We start from the raw sequence: 16087 nt of genomic DNA, 5'->3' as shown, positions 1-16087 counted from the left end.
CCGGGCCCGCCGCCCCGGCCACCTGGCGGCGCCGTCACCGGGCCCGCCGCCGTACCGCCCGGCCGTGCGGTGTCCGGCGCGGCTGCCGCCCGCGCCGGGCCCGCCTCACTCCGTCCGCAGCCCCTCCGGTCGCATCATCCGCCACAGGGGCGGCAGGCTCAGGGCCGTCACGAAGAGGATCACGCCGGCGCCGATGCCCGCCATACCGGCCACCACCGGCCAGTCCACCTGGACCGGGATGCCGATCATCCCCAGCAGCAGGGAGCCGAGGAGCAGGCCGCAGCTCACCGCGAGGGCCAGGCCGAGCAGGACCGGGATCGCGGTCTGCCACAGGACCGACCAGCCCAGGGCGGAGCGGCGGGCGCCGAAGGCGTGCAGGGAGGAGAGGATCCGGCGGCGCTCGTGGAGCTGCTCCACCGTCGAGATGATCAGGCCCGCGCCGATCAGCAGCAGGGTGACGGAGGCGGCGGCGAACAGTCCGTCGCGGGCGCCGGAGTAGGCCCGGTTGTGCGGATTGTCCACGGCGGAATTCTCGTACACCGCCGGGGTGACCCGGGCCAGCGCGGTACGGATCCGTTCGACGGCGTCCGGGACGGCGCGGTCGTAGCCGATGCGCAGCGCCATGTCGGCCAGGCCCAGGCGGTGGATGTCGACGGTGGACGGGGTGGCGAGGACGGCGTAGTGGTGCGCGTCGGGGCCGCGGCCCGGGTTCAGGAGCCTGGCCGTCCGGGCGTCGGCGGGCACCGTCCACGGGCGCGGGACGGCGTGGTCCTCCGGGGAGAACGCCGGGTTGAGGTCGAGGGTGGCGCCGGGCCGGACCGGCCGCGTGCCGTGGCCCGGGGCGGTGACGAAGACCTCGCCGTCGCGGCAGGAGTCCAGCGTGGCCACCCGGCGCAGTTCGGCGCAACTGCCGACGGCGAGGTCCGTGTAGCGGTCGGAGCCGGGCGCCGTGCCGAGCGTGGCCTCGATGACGCCGCGGGCGTCGGTCACACCGTGGGTGGCGCGCGCCGTGGCGAGCGCCCGTTCCGTCTGCGGCCAGCCGTCGGCCTGGGTGGTGTAGCCGAGACGGGGCAGGGCGGCGGAGCGGGCGTACGCCTCGGCGAAGCCGCTCTGCATACCGGTGAAGAGCATGTGGACGGCGAGCGCCCCGGCCACGGCGACGGTGATGCCGCTGACCGCGCGGGTCGCCGCGCCGCCGGAGAGCTGGAGTCGCCGGACGGCGAGCTGCCACGGCACCGGGCCGCCGCGCAGCCGGCCCACGAGCGTCTCGACCAGCCACGGCAGCAGCGCCGTGACGCCGAGCAGCAGCAGTACCGAGCCGCCGGCGAGCTGCGCGGTGTTGGCGACGGTGTCGTTCCAGACCTCCCGGCGGACCATCGGGATCAGCAGCGCCGCGCCCACCGCCGGTGGCAGCAGCCGCCACCACAGCCGGCGGCGCGGCGCGGCCCGTCGGCGCACCACGCCGAGCGGATCGACCGTCACCCCGCGCTGCGCGAACAGCGTCACCAGCACCGAGACCGCCGGGACGAGGACGGCGATCAGCGCGGCGGGCAGCGGGCCGGGCCGGACGTCGGCGGGGAAGACGTTGATGTCCCACAGGGTGATCGCCCCGGCGGTCTGCCGGACGGCGAGGAACAGCGCGGCGCCGCCCACCAGCCCCAGCGCCGCGCCGAACAGCGCCTCCCCGACGGCGATCCGGCGGGTGGTGGCGATGTCCGAGCCGAGCAGCCGCAGCGCCGCCAGCCGCCGGTCGCGCTGTTCGTTGCCGAACCGGGCGGACGTCCCGATGAAAACCGTCACCGGCGTCAGCAGCGCCACACACGTCATGATCACCAGCAGGGTGGCCTGCGGGGTGAGCGGCCGGGGCGTCCAGCTCTTGCCGAAGTGGTCGATGCGGTATCCGGTGGGCGGCCGCAGCGCCGCACTGCCCGCGACGTAGGTCAGCTCGGCCGGGCCCCGGAGTCCGGTGTCGCCGATGGTGCCGGTGATCCTGTACGGCAGCCGCTGCCGCAGCAGGGTGCTGTCCGGCTCGTCCAGCAGCTCCTTGAGTGCCGGGGAGACCCGCATCTCGCCCGGTCCGGGCAGGCTGCCGAGGCCGGGCGGGACCGGCGGGTGCGCGCCGTCGGGGCGGACGAGGCGGCCGCGGATCTGCTGCCCGTGGAAGACGGTGTCGGCGCTCGCGTAGCACACGGTGGTGTCGGAGCGCGGCGGTTCGTGCATCTGGCCCAGGTTCTCGCGGGCCTTCTCGCGGCCGTGCCAGGCGTTCATCAGCGCCGGTACGGACGCGCCGATCAGCAGGACGGCGACGCCGAGGGCCACCCCGACGGCCGTCAGGGCGGTGCGGGTCCAGCCCTCGCGGCCGCCGCCCGCGGCGAACCGCACCCCGATGGCCAGGTCCCGGCACCAGTCGCGGACGGGGGCGGGCGGCCGCGGGGACGTGCCGCGCGGCGCGCCCGGAGCGCTCACCGCAAGCCCGCCAGCAGGTCCTTCACCTTGCCGTCGCGGACGGTGATCTCGCGGTCGGAGTAGGCGGCGACGCGGGTCTCGTGGGTGACGAGGACGACGGCCGCCTGCGTCTCGCGGGCGGCGTCGGTCAGCAGCGTCATCACCCGTTCGCCGTTGAGGGAGTCCAGGGCGCCGGTGGGTTCGTCGGCGAAGATGACGCGGGGGCGGGTGGCGAGGGCGCGGGCGACGGCGACGCGCTGGCCCTGGCCGCCGGAGACCTCACCGGGCCGCTGCTTGCGTACGTCCTCGACCTCCAGCCGCTCCAGCCACTCCCGCGCCTGCCGCTCGGCCTCCTTGCGGCGGGCGCCGCCCAGCCGCAGTGGCAGGGCGACGTTCTCCAGGCAGGTGAGTTCGGGGACGAGCTGGCCGAACTGGAAGACGAAGCCGAAGTCGGTGCGGCGCAGGGCGCTGCGTTCGGCGTCGTTCATCGCGGTCAGTTCACGGTCGCCGTAGTGGACGGTGCCGCTGTCCGGCCGGACGATCCCGGCCAGGCAGTGCAGCAGCGTCGACTTGCCGGAGCCGGACGGGCCGAGGACGGCGACGACCTCCCCGGCGTGGACGGAGAACTCCGCACCGTCCAGCGCGGGCGTGGCGCCGTAGGACTTGCGCAGTCCGCGGGCGGCGAGCAGGGAACCCTCGGGCGTCATTCGTGCACCGTCTGGGCCAGCCGGTCGAGCCGGGCGGCGGTCAGCTCCAGCCATCGCAGATCGGCCTCCAGGTGGAAGAGGGCGTGATCGCAGATGAGCTGGTCGGCGAGGTCGCCCTGGCGCTTGCGCTCGGTCAGGGTGCGCATCAGCCGCAGATGCTCGGCGCGCTGGGTGTCGAGCAGCTCGGCGGCGTCGCGCCCGGTCATCAGCGCGAGAACGACCTTGGTGTACAGCGTGGACTGGAGATACGGCTCCGGCTTCTCCGGACGGCTGAGCCACTGCCCGACGTCGGTGACCCCGGCGTCCGTGATGGCGTACCGCTTGCGCTCGGGGCCCGCACCGGCCTCGACGCCGTCGACCTCGACCAGACCGTTCTTCAGCAGCCGGGACATGGTCGAGTAGACCTGCCCGTAGTGCAGCGGACGGTCGTGCCCGAAGTGCTCGTCGAAGGCTCGCTTGAGGTCGTAGCCATGGCGGGGACCGGACTCCAGAAGGCCCAGCAGCGTATGACCGATTGACATGGCGACCACCTTACGTCGTGGGTGTATCCCGGGTGTATACGCTCGATGTATACGTACCCGCCGCGGGTACCGGAACGCCCCGCGGAACCCGGTTTCCCGGCCCCGCGGGGCGTGTCCGCTCACTCCGTCCGCAGGCCGTCCGGGCGCATCAGCCGCCACAGCGACGGCAGGCTGAGCAGCGTGACCAGCAGGACCAGCAGCCCCCCGGCGAGCGGCAGCGGCCAGACGTCGGACCAGTCGAACGTGACCTTGCCCGCCGTCCGCAGCAGGGCGGAGCCGAGTCCGAGCCCGGCGGCCAGCGCGAGGACCAGCCCGAGGACGACGGGGACCGCGGTCTGCCACAGCACCGACCAGGCGAGCGTGGCGCGGCGGGTGCCGAACGCCACCAGGACCGACAGCAGCCGCCGCCGCTCGCGCAACTGCTCCACGGTGGTCACCAGCAGTCCGGCGCCGACCAGCGCCATCGTCGCGGTCGAGCCGAGCAGCAGCCCGGTGTGCACGCTGGCGTACTGCGCGTCGCTCTCGGTGTCGTGCACCGCCGAGACGGCCACCTCCGGGCCGAGGGCCGCGGCGGTGTTGCGGACGTGCTCCTCGGCGTCCGGCGCCCCGGGATCGGTACGGATGAGCGCGCGTGCGTACGGGTCCTGGAGACGGGCGGCGTCGAGGGCGCCGGGGGTGACGAGGATGCCGAACGTGCGCATGCCCGTCGGGTCCTGGCGGGCGGTGACCTCGCGGGCCCGCTCCGGGACGGTCCACAGGCGGGGCGCGCCGACCGGCTTGCCGGTGTCCTCGTCGGCGTTGAGCAGGACCCGGGCGCCGGGGCGGGCGACGGCGCGGACGGACTCGGCGTCGGAGGCGAGGCCGCCGCGGACGGCGAGGAAGGCGTCACCGTCGCGGCAGGGGCCGGTGCGGGCCACCTCGGCCAGCGACGCGCAGTCGCCGACGATCAGCGACGCGCCGGGCGCGAAGTCCTCGCCCTCGCGCGGCGGACCGGGCCGGGTCACCTCCGCGTGGATCAGCCCAAGGGCGTCGCGGACGCCCTCCGTCCCGGCCAGCCGCGCGATGCCGCGGCGCAGGTCGGCGGCGGGCGCCTCCGGTAGCGTCACGGAGAGCTGGGCGCGGGTCGGATCCTGTCCGGTGCGCGAGACGAAGTCGCTCTCCACCGCGGTGACCAGCATCTGCAGGGCCAGCGCCCCGGCCACCGCGACACAGATGCCGCTGACCGCGCGGGCCGCCGCGCCGCCGCTCAACTGGAGCCTGCGGACGGCCAGTTGCCAGGCGACGGGCCCGCCGCCGAGCCGGCCGACGGCCGCCTCGATCACCCACGGCAGCAGCGCGACGACGCCGCACAGCGTCAGCGCCGCGCCCGCCGCGGCCGGATAGATGTCGCCGCCGCTGCGCCGCGGGTCGAGCCGCCCGCCGAGCAGCAGCACCACCGGGCCGCCCACCAGCAGCGGCAGCCGCCACCACAGCCGGCGGCGCCGGACCGTACGGCCGCGGACCACACCGAGCGGCTCGACGGCGACGCCGCGCAGCGTCAGCAGGGCGACGGCGACGGCGGCCACCGGGACGGCCACCGCGATCAGCGCGGCCAGCGCCGGCAGCGGGGTCAGATCCGCGGGGAAGGCGTTGATGTCCCAGACGGTGACCGAACCGGCGAACGTACGGCAGACGAGGAAGAGCGCGCCGCCCAGTGCCAGTCCGCACACCGCCCCGAAGAGCGCCTCGCCCGCGGCGATCCGGCGGACGGTGGGCAGGTCGGCGCCGACCAGCCGGAGCGCGGCCAGCCGCCGGTCGCGTCGGTCGCCGCCGAAGCGGACCGCGGTGGCGATGAAGACGGCCACCGGCATCAGCAGCACCACACACGCGATGAGGATCAGCATCAGCAGCATCGGGCTCATCGGCGGCCCGGGCTCGTCGGCGCCGAACCGGTCCAGCCGGAAGGCGCCGCCGTCCACGGTGAGATCGTCGCTGGTCAGGTAGTACGCCAGCTCCTTCGGGCCGACGAGTCCCGGATCGGCGACGGTGCCGGTGATCTCGTACGGCAGCCGCTCGCGCAGCAGGGCGCCGTCGGGGGAGGCGAGCAGGGAGCGCAGGGCGGGGGAGACCGCCATCGTGCCGGGGCGCGGGTACGCGGAGACGCCCGGCGGGAGCGGGGCGCGCGGCCCCTCGGGGCGCACCCGCATCCCGAAGACCCGCTCCCCGCGGAAGACGGTGTCGCTCTGGTAGGCGAGGACGGTGCGGTCGGAGGCGGGGGGCGGGCCGTCGCCGTTGAGGAGCTGGCGGGCCATGGCCCGCTCGTGGCGGCCGCCCATCAGCTCCGGGACCGACGCGGCGCCGAGCAGCAGCAGGACGCCGAGCCCGACGCCGACCGCGGTCAGCGCCGTACGGGTCCAGCTCTCGCGGCCGCCGCCCGCGGCGAAGCGCAGACCCATGGCGAGGTCGCGGAGCCGGCCGGTCATGCCCGGCGGCGGCGCGGCCGACCGGTGCGGGGGGCGTGTCATACGGCGGTCACCGCTTCCCTCACCTTGCCGTCGCGGACGAGGACCTCGCGGTCGGAGTAGGCGGCGACGCGGCTTTCGTGGGTGACGAGGACGACGGCGGCGCCGGTCGCGCGGGCGGCGTCGGTGAGCAGGCCCATGACGCGTTCGCCGTTGAGGGAGTCGAGTGCGCCGGTGGGTTCGTCGGCGAAGATGACGCGGGGGCGGGTGGCGAGGGCGCGGGCGACGGCGACGCGCTGGCCCTGGCCGCCGGAGACCTCACCGGGGCGGCGCCCGGCGACCGGGTCCACCTCCAGCCGCTCCAGCCACTCGCGCGAGCGCGCCTCGGCCGCCTTGCGCGCCATCCCGGCCAGCCGGAGCGGCAGGGCGACGTTCTCCAGGCAGGTGAGTTCGGGGACGAGCTGGCCGAACTGGAAGACGAAGCCGAAGTCGGTGCGGCGCAGGGCGCTGCGTTCGGCGTCGTTCATCGCGGTCAGTTCACGGTCGCCGTAGTGGACGGTGCCGGCGTCGGGCCGGACGATGCCGGCCAGGCAGTGCAGCAGCGTCGACTTGCCGGAGCCGGAGGAGCCGAGGACGGCGACGACCTCCCCGGCGTGGACGGAGAACTCCGCACCGTCCAGCGCGGACGTGGCGCCGTACGTCTTGTGCAGACCACCGGCGTGGAGCAGGGAGCCGGACGGGGTCATGGGCGGGCCTCCGGGGGTGCGGGCAGGGGGCGACCTTCGAGCATGCGGAGCACTCTACATGAGGTGTATACATCGCGTGTATAGCGATGAGGGGGCGGAGGAGTGGGCGCTCTCCGGGGCGGTCCCGAGGCTCTGGGGCGGCGCACCCCGGGGGCGGCCCGCTGCCTGCCCGGCGGCCGTCCGGTCCGGAACGCCGCGGGGCGGCGGCCCGCTCAGCCCGCCGCCCCGCCGCCCTTGTCCCCGTCCTCGTCCCGCGCCTTCGGTGGCCGCCCCCGGCGGGGCGGACCGCCCGCCCCGCGCGGCAGCCGGCCCGCGTCCGCCAGCGCCTTCCGCAGCAGGAACTCCACCTGCGCGTTGGTGCTGCGCAGCTCGTCCCCGGCCCAGCGGGCCAGCGCGTCGTGGATCAGCGGGTCGAGCCGCAGCAGCACCTGCTTGCGCTGCCGCGGCCGCCGCGCGGGCCCCTGGCCCTCGGGGCTCACGTCGCTCACTGGTAGAGCGAGCCCGTGTTCAGCACCGGCTGCGCGGCACGGTCACCGCACAGCACCACCATCAGATTGCCGACCATCGACGCCTTGCGCTCCTCGTCCAGCTCGACGATGCCCTGTTCGCTGATGCGCACCAGCGCCTGCTCGACCATGCCGACCGCGCCCTCCACGATCTGCTGCCGCGCCGCGACGACCGCGCCCGCCTGCTGCCGCTGGAGCATCGCCGAGGCGATCTCGGGCGCGTACGCGAGGTGGCTGAAGCGGGACTCGATGATCCGCACACCGGCCGCCTGGACGCGGGCGGTCAGTTCGGCGGCGAGCTTCTCGGTGATCTCCTCGGCGTTGCCGCGCAGCGACAGGGCGTCCTCGTCGTGCGCGTCGTAGGGGTACTCGATCGCGATGTGCCGGACCGCCGCCTCGGTCTGCGTCGAGACGAACTCCAGGAAGTCGTCGACCTCGAAGAGCGCCTGCGCGGTGTCCTCGACCTGCCAGACGACGATCGACGCCAGCTCGATCGGGTTGCCGTACGCGTCGTTGACCTTCAGCACCGCGGTCTCGTGGTTGCGGACCCGGGTGGAGATCTTCCGGGCGCTGGTGAGCGGGTTGACCCAGCGCAGCCCGTCGGTGCGGATGGTGCCGACGTACCGCCCGAAGAGCTGGATCACCCGCGCCTCGCCCGGCGCCACCATCTTCACGCCCGTCATGCAGAAGAACGAGGTGAGCAGCGTCAGGATGCCGACGATGATCAGCGGCGCGGCGACGCCGGGACTGCCGCCGGAACCGGCGATCCCGCCGCCGATGATCATCGCGATGCCGAGGAAGACGCCGAGCGTGGTCAGCAGCAGCGCCAGACCGCCCGGAATGCTGTGCGCGGCCTTCTCGCGGACCTGCGGCGCGGGCATCTCGGGCCCGTCGGCGAGCGGCGCGCCGCCGCCGGGCGCCGGTGCGGGTGTGGTCTCGGACATGGGAGCCCCCGTTTCTCGTGGCGCGCCCGGACATGCCGGACGCGGGGCCGGCGACGCGCCCCGGGCGGTTCCCGGAGCGATGTCACCGACTCATCAAAGTGATATCACTTTAACCCTCGGGGTGCGGCGATGCGCAACCCCGGGCCCGCGGTTCCCGACACCTCAGGTGCTGTTTGTCACGTACGAAAACCCCGTGATCGATGAGCATTTGGGGGCAGATGCGGTGTTAGCTTCAACAGCTGACCCAGTGGGGGGCGGTACGAGCGAAAGTGACAGGAGCCATGGGCCGAGCGGACGCGACAGGAACGCGGCAGGGGAGCCGCGGGGCCGGGCCCCGACGCCCGAAGGGCCGGATACGCCGCCTCTTCACCTGGAAGAAGATGCTCGGCACCTTCTTCGGGATATGCCTCCTCGGCATAGCCGGCGCCTTCGGCCTGTACTTCTACGTCGACGTCCCCGCGGGCGGCACCGAGCTGGCCACCGCGCAGAGCAACATCTACAAGTACGCCGACGGCAAGGTCCTCGCCCGCACCGGCAAGCTCAACCGCGAGAGCGTCCCGCTCAGCCGCGTCCCCCTCAAGGTGCAGCACGCCTTCGTCGCCGCCGAGAACAAGACCTTCTACGACGACTCCGGCGTCGACATCAAGGGCACCCTCCGCGGCATTTACAACACCCTCCGCGGCGAGGGCAAACAGGGTGGCTCCACCATCACCCAGCAGTACGTCAAGAACTACTACCTCTCCCAGGAGCAGACGGTCTCCCGCAAGCTCCAGGAGATCGTGATCTCCCTCAAGGTCGACAACGAGAAGACCAAGCCGGAGATCCTCGACGGGTACCTCAACACCAGCTACTACGGGCGCGGCGCCTACGGCATCCAGGCCGCCGCCCAGGCGTACTACCGCACGGACGCCGACAAGCTCACCGTCTCCCAGGGCGCCTACCTCGCCTCGCTGCTCCAGGCCCCCAACCAGTACGACTGGGCGCTCGCCACCCCCGACGGCAAGAAGCGCGCCCAGGCCCGATGGGCCTACACCCTCGACAACATGGTCGAGATGAAGTGGCTCTCCCAGGCCGAGCGCGACCAGCAGAAGTTCGACGTGCCGAAGGCGCCCAAGCCCCAGGAGGGGCTGACCGGCGCCGCCGGCTACCTCGTCCAGGCGGCCAAGGACGAACTCTTCGCCCACGGCGTCGACGAGAAGAAGTTCGCGCTGGGCGGCTGGACCATCACCCTCGGCATCGAGAAGGACAAGCAGCTCGCCCTGGAGAAGGCCGTCAAGCGCAAGCTCACCGACGACCTCGACCCCAAGCTGCGGAAGGCCGACCGCGACGCCCAGCTCGGCGCCGCCTCCGTCGATCCCAGGACCGGCCACATCGTCGCGATGTACGGCGGCGCCGGATACACCCAGCACTACATCAACAACGCGACGCGCCAGGACTACCAGCCGGCCTCGACCTTCAAGCCGCTGATCCTCGCCACCGCCCTGGAGAACCACGCCACCACCCAGGACGGCCGCCCGATCACCCCGGACACGATCTACGACGGCACCAACCGGCGCCCCGTCGTCGGGGGCACCGCGCCGTTCGCCCCGCCCAACGAGGATCAGCGCAGCTACGGCAACATCCCCGTCCAGCAGGCGATGAACAACTCCGTCAACTCGGTGTTCGCGCAGATGGGCGCCGACGTCGGCCTCGACAGCCTGAAGAAGACCGCGACCTCGCTGGGCATGAACGGCGCCCGGATGGACGTCCAGCCGGCCATGACCCTCGGCTCCATGGGCGCCAGCCCCGTCCAGATGGCCGGTGTCTACGCGACCTTCGACAACCACGGCCGCAAGGTCACCCCGACCCTGGTCACCAAGGCCGAGCACGCCACCGACCCGGAGCCGGACCTGCCCGACCCGATCGGCGACCAGGTCCTCAGCCGCAAGACCGCCGACACCGTCACCTCCGTCCTGCGCGGGGTGGTCGACGACGGTACGGCCACGGCGGTGCAGGACACCTCGTACCAGGCGGCGGGCAAGACCGGCACCTCCGACGACAACAAGTCGGCGTGGTTCGTCGGCTACACGCCCAAGCTGGTCACCGCCGTCGGCATGTTCGGCGAGGCCCAGGGCGGTAAGCAGGTCACCCTCCGCGGCGCCGGTGGCGGCGGCCGCGTCAACGGCGGTGGCTACCCGGCGCAGGTGTGGGCCGCCTACAACGCCGCCGCACTCGGCTCCGACGCCGGCGCCACCTTCGACCTGGAGGCCGACTCCGGCATGGGCGTCGCCCCGCCGCCCCCGACGAACACCGTCGCGCCGCCGTCCGGGACGCCCTCGGGCACCCCGACCGGCACCGGAAGCCCCTCGGGCACCCCGACCACCGGCAACCCGTCGGGCACCCCGACCACCGGCAACCCGACGCCCACCGACACCGCCTCCACCCCGACCGACCCCGGCACCGGCGACCCGAACGGCGGCACCACCGGCGGCCCCGGCGGCAACGGCGGCCAGAGCAACGGCGGCGCCGGAACCGGCGGCAACGGCCACAGCAGCGGCGGAACGGGCGACCTGACCGGCCTGAACTGACGGCCGGAGCAGGCATGCCGGAGCCGGTGCGCACCGGCCCCGGCGCGTGCCCGGGCCCCGGGCCCCGCATCCCGCCCGGTCCCGCGCCCTGGCCCGGACCAGGGGCCCCGGCGCGTGGCCCCGGCCCGTGTCCGGTGCGGCCCCGGGACCGTGTCCGGCACGGGCCCCGGACCGTTCCGGCGCCCGCCCCGCACCAACCTCCGCACACACCCCGCGGCCCCCGCCTCGTCCTCATGAGGCGGGGGCCGCGGGGTGTGCGGCTGTGCGGCGACGGGGTCAGCCGCCGTTGACCTTCTTCGCGATCCGGTCGCCGAGGTCCTTGTCGACGTTGCGCCAGTACTGGAACGCGCGCTCCTGCACCGCCGCGCTCACACCGTCGCTCAGATGCCCGGCGATGTTGCCCACCAGCCGCTCGCGCGCCGCGTCGTCCAGCACCTTGCGGACCATCGTCCCCGGCTGCCCGAAGTCGTCGTCCTCCCGGCGCTTGGTGTACGCCTCCCGGACCAGCTCACCGGCGGACTCCCAGCCCACCGGGTCCACCCCCTCCTGCCGGGCCGCCGCCGGCCCCCCGTAGGAGTTCGGCGCGTACGGCCGGGCCGCCCGCGACGGATCGAACCGCATCGGCCCGTCCTTCGCGTACGAGTGGACCGGGACGTGGGCCCGGTTCGGCGGTAGCTGCGCGTAGTTCGGGCCGATCCGGTACCGGTGCGTGTCCGGGTACGAGAACAGCCGCCCCAGCAGCATCTTGTCCGGCGACGGGCCGATACCCGGCACCAGGTTCGACGGCTCGAACGCCGCCTGCTCGATGTGGATGAAGAAGTCCTCCGGGTTCCGGTTGAGCGTCATCCGCCCGACCTCGATCAGCGGGTAGTCGCCGTGCGGCCACACCTTCGTCAGATCGAACGGGTTGAACCGGTAGTCCGGCGCGTCGTCGAACGGCATGACCTGCACATACAGCGTCCACGACGGGGCGTCGCCGCGCTCGATCGCGTCATGCAGATCCCGGCGGTGGAAGTCGGCGTCCTCACCGGCGATCCGGTCGGCGTCCGCCTGCGTGAGGAAGTCGATCCCCTGGTCGGTCTTGAAGTGGTACTTGATCCAGAACTTCTCGCCTCCGCCGTTGACCCACATGTACGTGTGGGAGCCGTAGCCGTTCATGTGCCGGTACGACTTGGGGATGCCGCGGTCGCCCATCAGCCACGTGACCTGGTGCGCGGACTCCGGCGACAGCGTCCAGAAGTCCCACTGCATGTCGTTGTCGCGCAGCCCGTTGTCCGGACGGCGCTTCTGCGAGCGGATGAAGTCCTGGAACTTGATCGTGTCGCGCACGAAGAAGACCGGTGTGTTGTTGCCGACCAGGTCGTAGTTGCCCTGCTCGGTGTAGAACTTCAGCGCGAAACCGCGCGGGTCGCGCCAGGTGTCGGGCGAGCCCTGCTCACCGGCGACGGTCGAGAAGCGGGCCAGCATCTCGGTCGTCTTGCCCGGCTGGAAGAGATCCGCCTTGGTGAACTGGCTGACGTCGTTGGTGACCTGGAAGGTGCCGTACGCACCGCTGCCCTTGGCGTGCACCACCCGCTCGGGGACCCGTTCCCGGTTGAACAGGGCCATCTTCTCGATCAGGTAGTGATCGTGCAGCGCGATCGGACCGTCGGGGCCGATGGTCAGCGAGTTCTCGTCGCTCCCGACGGGGATGCCGACGTTGTTCGTCGTGTGCGGGACGTTCTGCGCGGGGCTGGACATGGAGGAGCGCCTCCGATCCGGGAAGGAAGTGGGGGAGTGCGGAGTGGGGGCCGGTCAGTCCCTTTTGTCCACCCAAGCAGTCAACGCCGCCGACGGCATGTCGGCAACCGTGACCCGACGCCCCCGCACGGGACGCACCCGCACGGACGAAGCCCCGCCCGGTTGCCCGGACGGGGCTCCGTGCCCGCCGTACGCCGCACGCGCCCGGCCGGGTGATCAGCGCTGACCGGCGCCCGGCGGCATCGACAGCTCGAACCACACGACCTTGCCCATGCTCAGCCGGGTGGCACCCCAGCGCCGCGCCAGGCGGTTGACGAGATAGAGCCCGCGCCCGCCCTCGTCCGACGGCCGTGCCTGCCGCAGCCGCGGTAGCTGCGGAACGTCGTCACCGACCTCGCACCGCAGCACATCCGTCCGCAGCAGCCGCAGCGTCACCGGCCGCTCCGCGTACCGCACCGCATTGGTGACCACCTCGCTGACCAGCAGCTCCACCTGATCCGTCAGCTCCTCCAGGCCCCAGCGCGACAGCGCCCGCCGGGCCAGCCGGCGCGCCTGCCCCGCCGTCTGGGCCTTCGGATCGAGATACCAGTACGCGACATCGCTGGGCGCTATGCCGTCGAACCGCGCCGCCAGCAACGCGATGTCGTCATCGCGGTCGCCGGGCCCGAGCATGTCCAGCACCTCGTCACAGAGCGGCTCCAGCGGCGGCGGGTTCGGGCCCGTCAGCCGCGCCGTCTCCGCCAGCCGCTCCCGCAACTGCTCGATGCCCGTCCACACGTCCCGGATCCGCGACTCCACCAGACCGTCGGTGTAGAGCACCAGCGTGGCCCCCGCCGGGGCGTCCAGCTCCACCGCCTCGAAGTCGACGCCGCCGACCCCGATCGGCGCGCCCGCCGGGACCCGCAGCACCTCCGCCCGGCCGCCGCGGTGCAGCATCACGGGCGGCGGATGCCCCGCGTTCGCCACGATGATGCGGTGCGCCACCGGGTCGTAGACCGCGTACAGGCACGTCGCCATACGGTCCGAACCCAGCCGCTGCGCCTGCTCGTCGAGGTGGTGCAGCACCTCCTGCGGCGGCAGATCCAGCCCGGCCAGCGTCTGCGCCGTCGTCCGCAACTGCCCCATGATCGCCGCCGACGTCATCGAATGACCCATGACGTCCCCGACGACCAGCGCCACCCGGCTGCCGGGCAGCGGAATCGCGTCGTACCAGTCACCGCCGACCCGCGCCGTCTCCGCCGCGGGCAGATAACGGCTCGCCAGGCGTACGCCGGTGGGCTGCGGCAGCGAGTCCGGCAGCATCGTGCGCTGCAGCGCGTCGGCGATGTACGCCTCCCGGCCGTAGAGCACCGCCTTGTCGACGCCGAGCGCGGTGTGCGTCGCGAGCTGCGCCGCGACCAGCAGATCATCGCCCTCGAACGCCGGACGGTCCGGGCGGCGCAGGAACACCGCCGCACCGATCACCCGGCGGCGCCCGCGCAGCGGCGCCAGGATCACCCGGCGCCCGCCCGGCAACACCGTGCCGTCACCCAGCAGCTCCGGCAGCGCCGTCCGCGCCGCCGGGACGTCGCCGAACAGCGGCCGCACCCCGCGGAGCACCTCCGCCAGCGGCCCGCCGGTCAACACCTCGGCCAGCTCGGCGGCGCTGCCGCCCATCGCCGGACCCAGATCCGGCTGCGCGGGCAGCACCGGCAGCCGGATGCCGTTGGTGTCCGGCTCCTCCGGGATCCGGTCGGTGCGCCGCAGCCGCAGCACCATCGGGCCGGTCGGCCGCTCGTCGCCCACCGGCAGCGGATCGCGCAGATACACCAGGATCGCGTCGGCGAACGTCGGGACCGTCGCCCGGCACAGCCCCAGCACGATCTCGTCGAGGTCGATACCGCGGGCGATCCGCCGGGTGGCCGCGCCGATGAACCGCAGCCGGTCCCCGCCCGCCTGCCGGGCGGCCGCCGTCTCCTCGCTCTCGCCCGGATGGCCCGCACGGGCCGGCACCACCGGCGGCGCACCCTCGCCGGGCCGCGCGCCCTCGCCCGGCACCACCGCGCCGCCCGCCGGACCCGCGGGCGGCGGGACGAACGCCCCGGACGGCGCCTCGTCACCCGGCGGCCGCGACCGGCCGCCCTCCCGCGGTCGCCCGATGCCCGCGGCCGGACCGTGACCCGGCCGCGGCTCACCGGGACGCGGCTCGCCCTGTCCCGGCGGCTGCGCCCCGCCGACCGCCCCGCGCGCCGCCAGACCGTCGTCGTACGGGCCGTGCCCGTCGGCCGCCGGAGGACGGCCGTGACCCGCGGCGGGCTCACCGCCGCCCGGTCCGGCACCGGCCGTGATGAGCGGAGCGCCCGGCGGTCCGGCGGCCGCCGCACCGGAGCCGGTCCCCTCGCCGCGCACGGCGGAACCGGCCCCGGGCAGCGGCGCGAAGCCGGCCGCCCCCGGCTGCTGGAGGGCGCCGCGTGGGTCGGGCACCGCGCCGAGCGGCGCCGAGGAGCCCGGCCCCCGCGCAGGGGACGCCGAAGGAGCGGCAGGCGGGACCGGCTGCCGCAGGTGGTGGGAGGTTGGGTGCTCCGTCACGCGTGGGATTCCATCCGTCCGGGGCTGCGCGCCCGACGCGCCGCGTGTCAAGCGCGCCGGTGCGACGCGCCTGACCCGCTGCGTCTCAAGCGCGTCGCAGGTGCAGAAAGAGCTGGATCTCGGGTGGTACGTCCGTACTGGCCGGGGCGTACGCGTAGGAATCCTCCCCGGCGATGTCGAAACCGGCGTCGTGCACGACACGGCGCAGGTCCTCACGCAGGAAACCCGATACCCGGATCGAGTTGCCCAGGAACGGGATCGTGAAGTCGTCCACGTCGGCCTCGACCATGGACAGGGCCATCACCCCGCCCGGCCGTAGCAGATCATGCAGCATCCGCAGCGCATAGGGAATCTCCGCGCGCGGCAGCATCAGCAGGGCGAAATACGCCGTGATCCCGTCGAACGACCCGGGGCCGCCCAGCGAACCGTTCCGCAGCTCCGCGATGTCCATCCGGTGGAACTCCGCCCCGGGGACGTTGTCCCGGGCCAGCTTGACCATCGCGGGGGAGAGGTCGATGCCCACGACCCGGTGGCCCGCCTCGACGAGCTGGCGGGAGGTGGGCAGGCCGGTGCCGCAGCCGACGTCCAGCACCCGCGAGTCCGGCGGCAGTTCACCGGCCAGCCACGCGGCGGACGAGACCTGCTCGCCCTTGTGCGGGAACGCTTCGTCGTAGCGGTCACCGATCGCGTCGAACGCCTCGGCCTGACCGGCCCGGTCCAGCGCTAACCGGTTCAGGCCCTCGTACTCGTCGTAGCTGTCAGCGCTCACGACCTCGCCTCTCCTGCGACCGCGGTCAAGTTCTGTTCTGTCCGGTGGAGTTGCGCCTGTGCAGTCTCGCGGAGGACGATCCTACGGTTCGTGGCCCAGGGCGCAGCAAGGGGGCTCGGCGCCCCTGCCCGCC

General features: G+C 73.8%; 11 protein-coding genes. 1 reads left to right on the top strand and 10 read right to left on the bottom strand.

What is annotated here, in order from left to right; genetic code table 11:
* Positions 1-105 precede the first annotated feature (105 nt).
* From ACGH2B_RS08490 to ACGH2B_RS08460, 7 genes are all read right to left on the bottom strand, one after another.
* Positions 106-2466 (bottom strand): FtsX-like permease family protein, encoded by a 2361-nt coding sequence (locus tag ACGH2B_RS08490; protein WP_399086498.1) that lies wholly within the window; start codon positions 2464-2466, stop codon positions 106-108.
* Entirely contained in the window at positions 2463-3152 is a 690-nt protein-coding gene (locus tag ACGH2B_RS08485) for an ABC transporter ATP-binding protein (RefSeq protein ID WP_399086495.1), read from the bottom strand. The genes ACGH2B_RS08490 and ACGH2B_RS08485 overlap by 4 nt, the downstream gene beginning before the upstream one ends.
* Positions 3149-3673: a PadR family transcriptional regulator gene (locus ACGH2B_RS08480; RefSeq protein WP_399086492.1), complete on the bottom strand. Its 525-nt coding sequence runs from the start codon at positions 3671-3673 to the stop codon at positions 3149-3151. Before ACGH2B_RS08480 ends, ACGH2B_RS08485 begins: the two co-directional genes overlap by 4 nt.
* Positions 3674-3792: 119 nt before the next feature.
* Positions 3793-6177 (bottom strand): FtsX-like permease family protein, encoded by a 2385-nt coding sequence (locus ACGH2B_RS08475; protein ID WP_399086489.1) that lies wholly within the window; start codon positions 6175-6177, stop codon positions 3793-3795.
* Positions 6174-6860 carry an ABC transporter ATP-binding protein gene (locus ACGH2B_RS08470; RefSeq protein ID WP_399086486.1) on the bottom strand — a complete coding sequence of 229 codons (687 nt, stop codon included), beginning with the start codon at positions 6858-6860 and terminating at the stop codon, positions 6174-6176. The genes ACGH2B_RS08475 and ACGH2B_RS08470 overlap by 4 nt, the downstream gene beginning before the upstream one ends.
* A gap of 212 nt (positions 6861-7072) precedes the next feature.
* Positions 7073-7348: a hypothetical protein gene (locus ACGH2B_RS08465; RefSeq protein WP_399086483.1), complete on the bottom strand. Its 276-nt coding sequence runs from the start codon at positions 7346-7348 to the stop codon at positions 7073-7075.
* Positions 7345-8310, bottom strand: coding sequence for an SPFH domain-containing protein (locus tag ACGH2B_RS08460; protein WP_399086480.1), 966 nt, complete (start codon positions 8308-8310; stop codon positions 7345-7347). Before ACGH2B_RS08460 ends, ACGH2B_RS08465 begins: the two co-directional genes overlap by 4 nt.
* 281 nt (positions 8311-8591) lie before the next feature.
* Between ACGH2B_RS08460 and ACGH2B_RS08455 the strand changes: the two genes are divergently transcribed.
* Positions 8592-10877, top strand: coding sequence for a transglycosylase domain-containing protein (locus ACGH2B_RS08455; RefSeq protein WP_399086478.1), 2286 nt, complete (start codon positions 8592-8594; stop codon positions 10875-10877).
* 276 nt (positions 10878-11153) lie between these two features.
* On the opposite strand, the gene ACGH2B_RS08450 is transcribed toward ACGH2B_RS08455, so the two are convergent.
* From ACGH2B_RS08450 to ACGH2B_RS08440, 3 genes are all read right to left on the bottom strand, one after another.
* Positions 11154-12617 (bottom strand): catalase, encoded by a 1464-nt coding sequence (locus tag ACGH2B_RS08450; protein WP_399086475.1) that lies wholly within the window; start codon positions 12615-12617, stop codon positions 11154-11156.
* A gap of 216 nt (positions 12618-12833) precedes the next feature.
* Positions 12834-15185 carry a SpoIIE family protein phosphatase gene (locus ACGH2B_RS08445; RefSeq protein WP_399086472.1) on the bottom strand — a complete coding sequence of 784 codons (2352 nt, stop codon included), beginning with the start codon at positions 15183-15185 and terminating at the stop codon, positions 12834-12836.
* Between the two features lie 85 nt (positions 15186-15270).
* The gene (locus ACGH2B_RS08440) at positions 15271-15954 is read right to left on the bottom strand and encodes a class I SAM-dependent DNA methyltransferase (RefSeq protein ID WP_399086469.1); all 684 of its coding nucleotides are present in this window, start codon (positions 15952-15954) and stop codon (positions 15271-15273) included.
* Positions 15955-16087 lie beyond the last annotated feature (133 nt).

The organism is Streptomyces sp. BBFR2 (assembly GCF_044497305.1).
GTDB lineage: Bacteria > Actinomycetota > Actinomycetes > Streptomycetales > Streptomycetaceae > Streptomyces.
The sequence above is the reverse complement of the archived record's forward strand: the minus strand, read 5'-3'. Positions and strand labels throughout refer to the sequence as shown.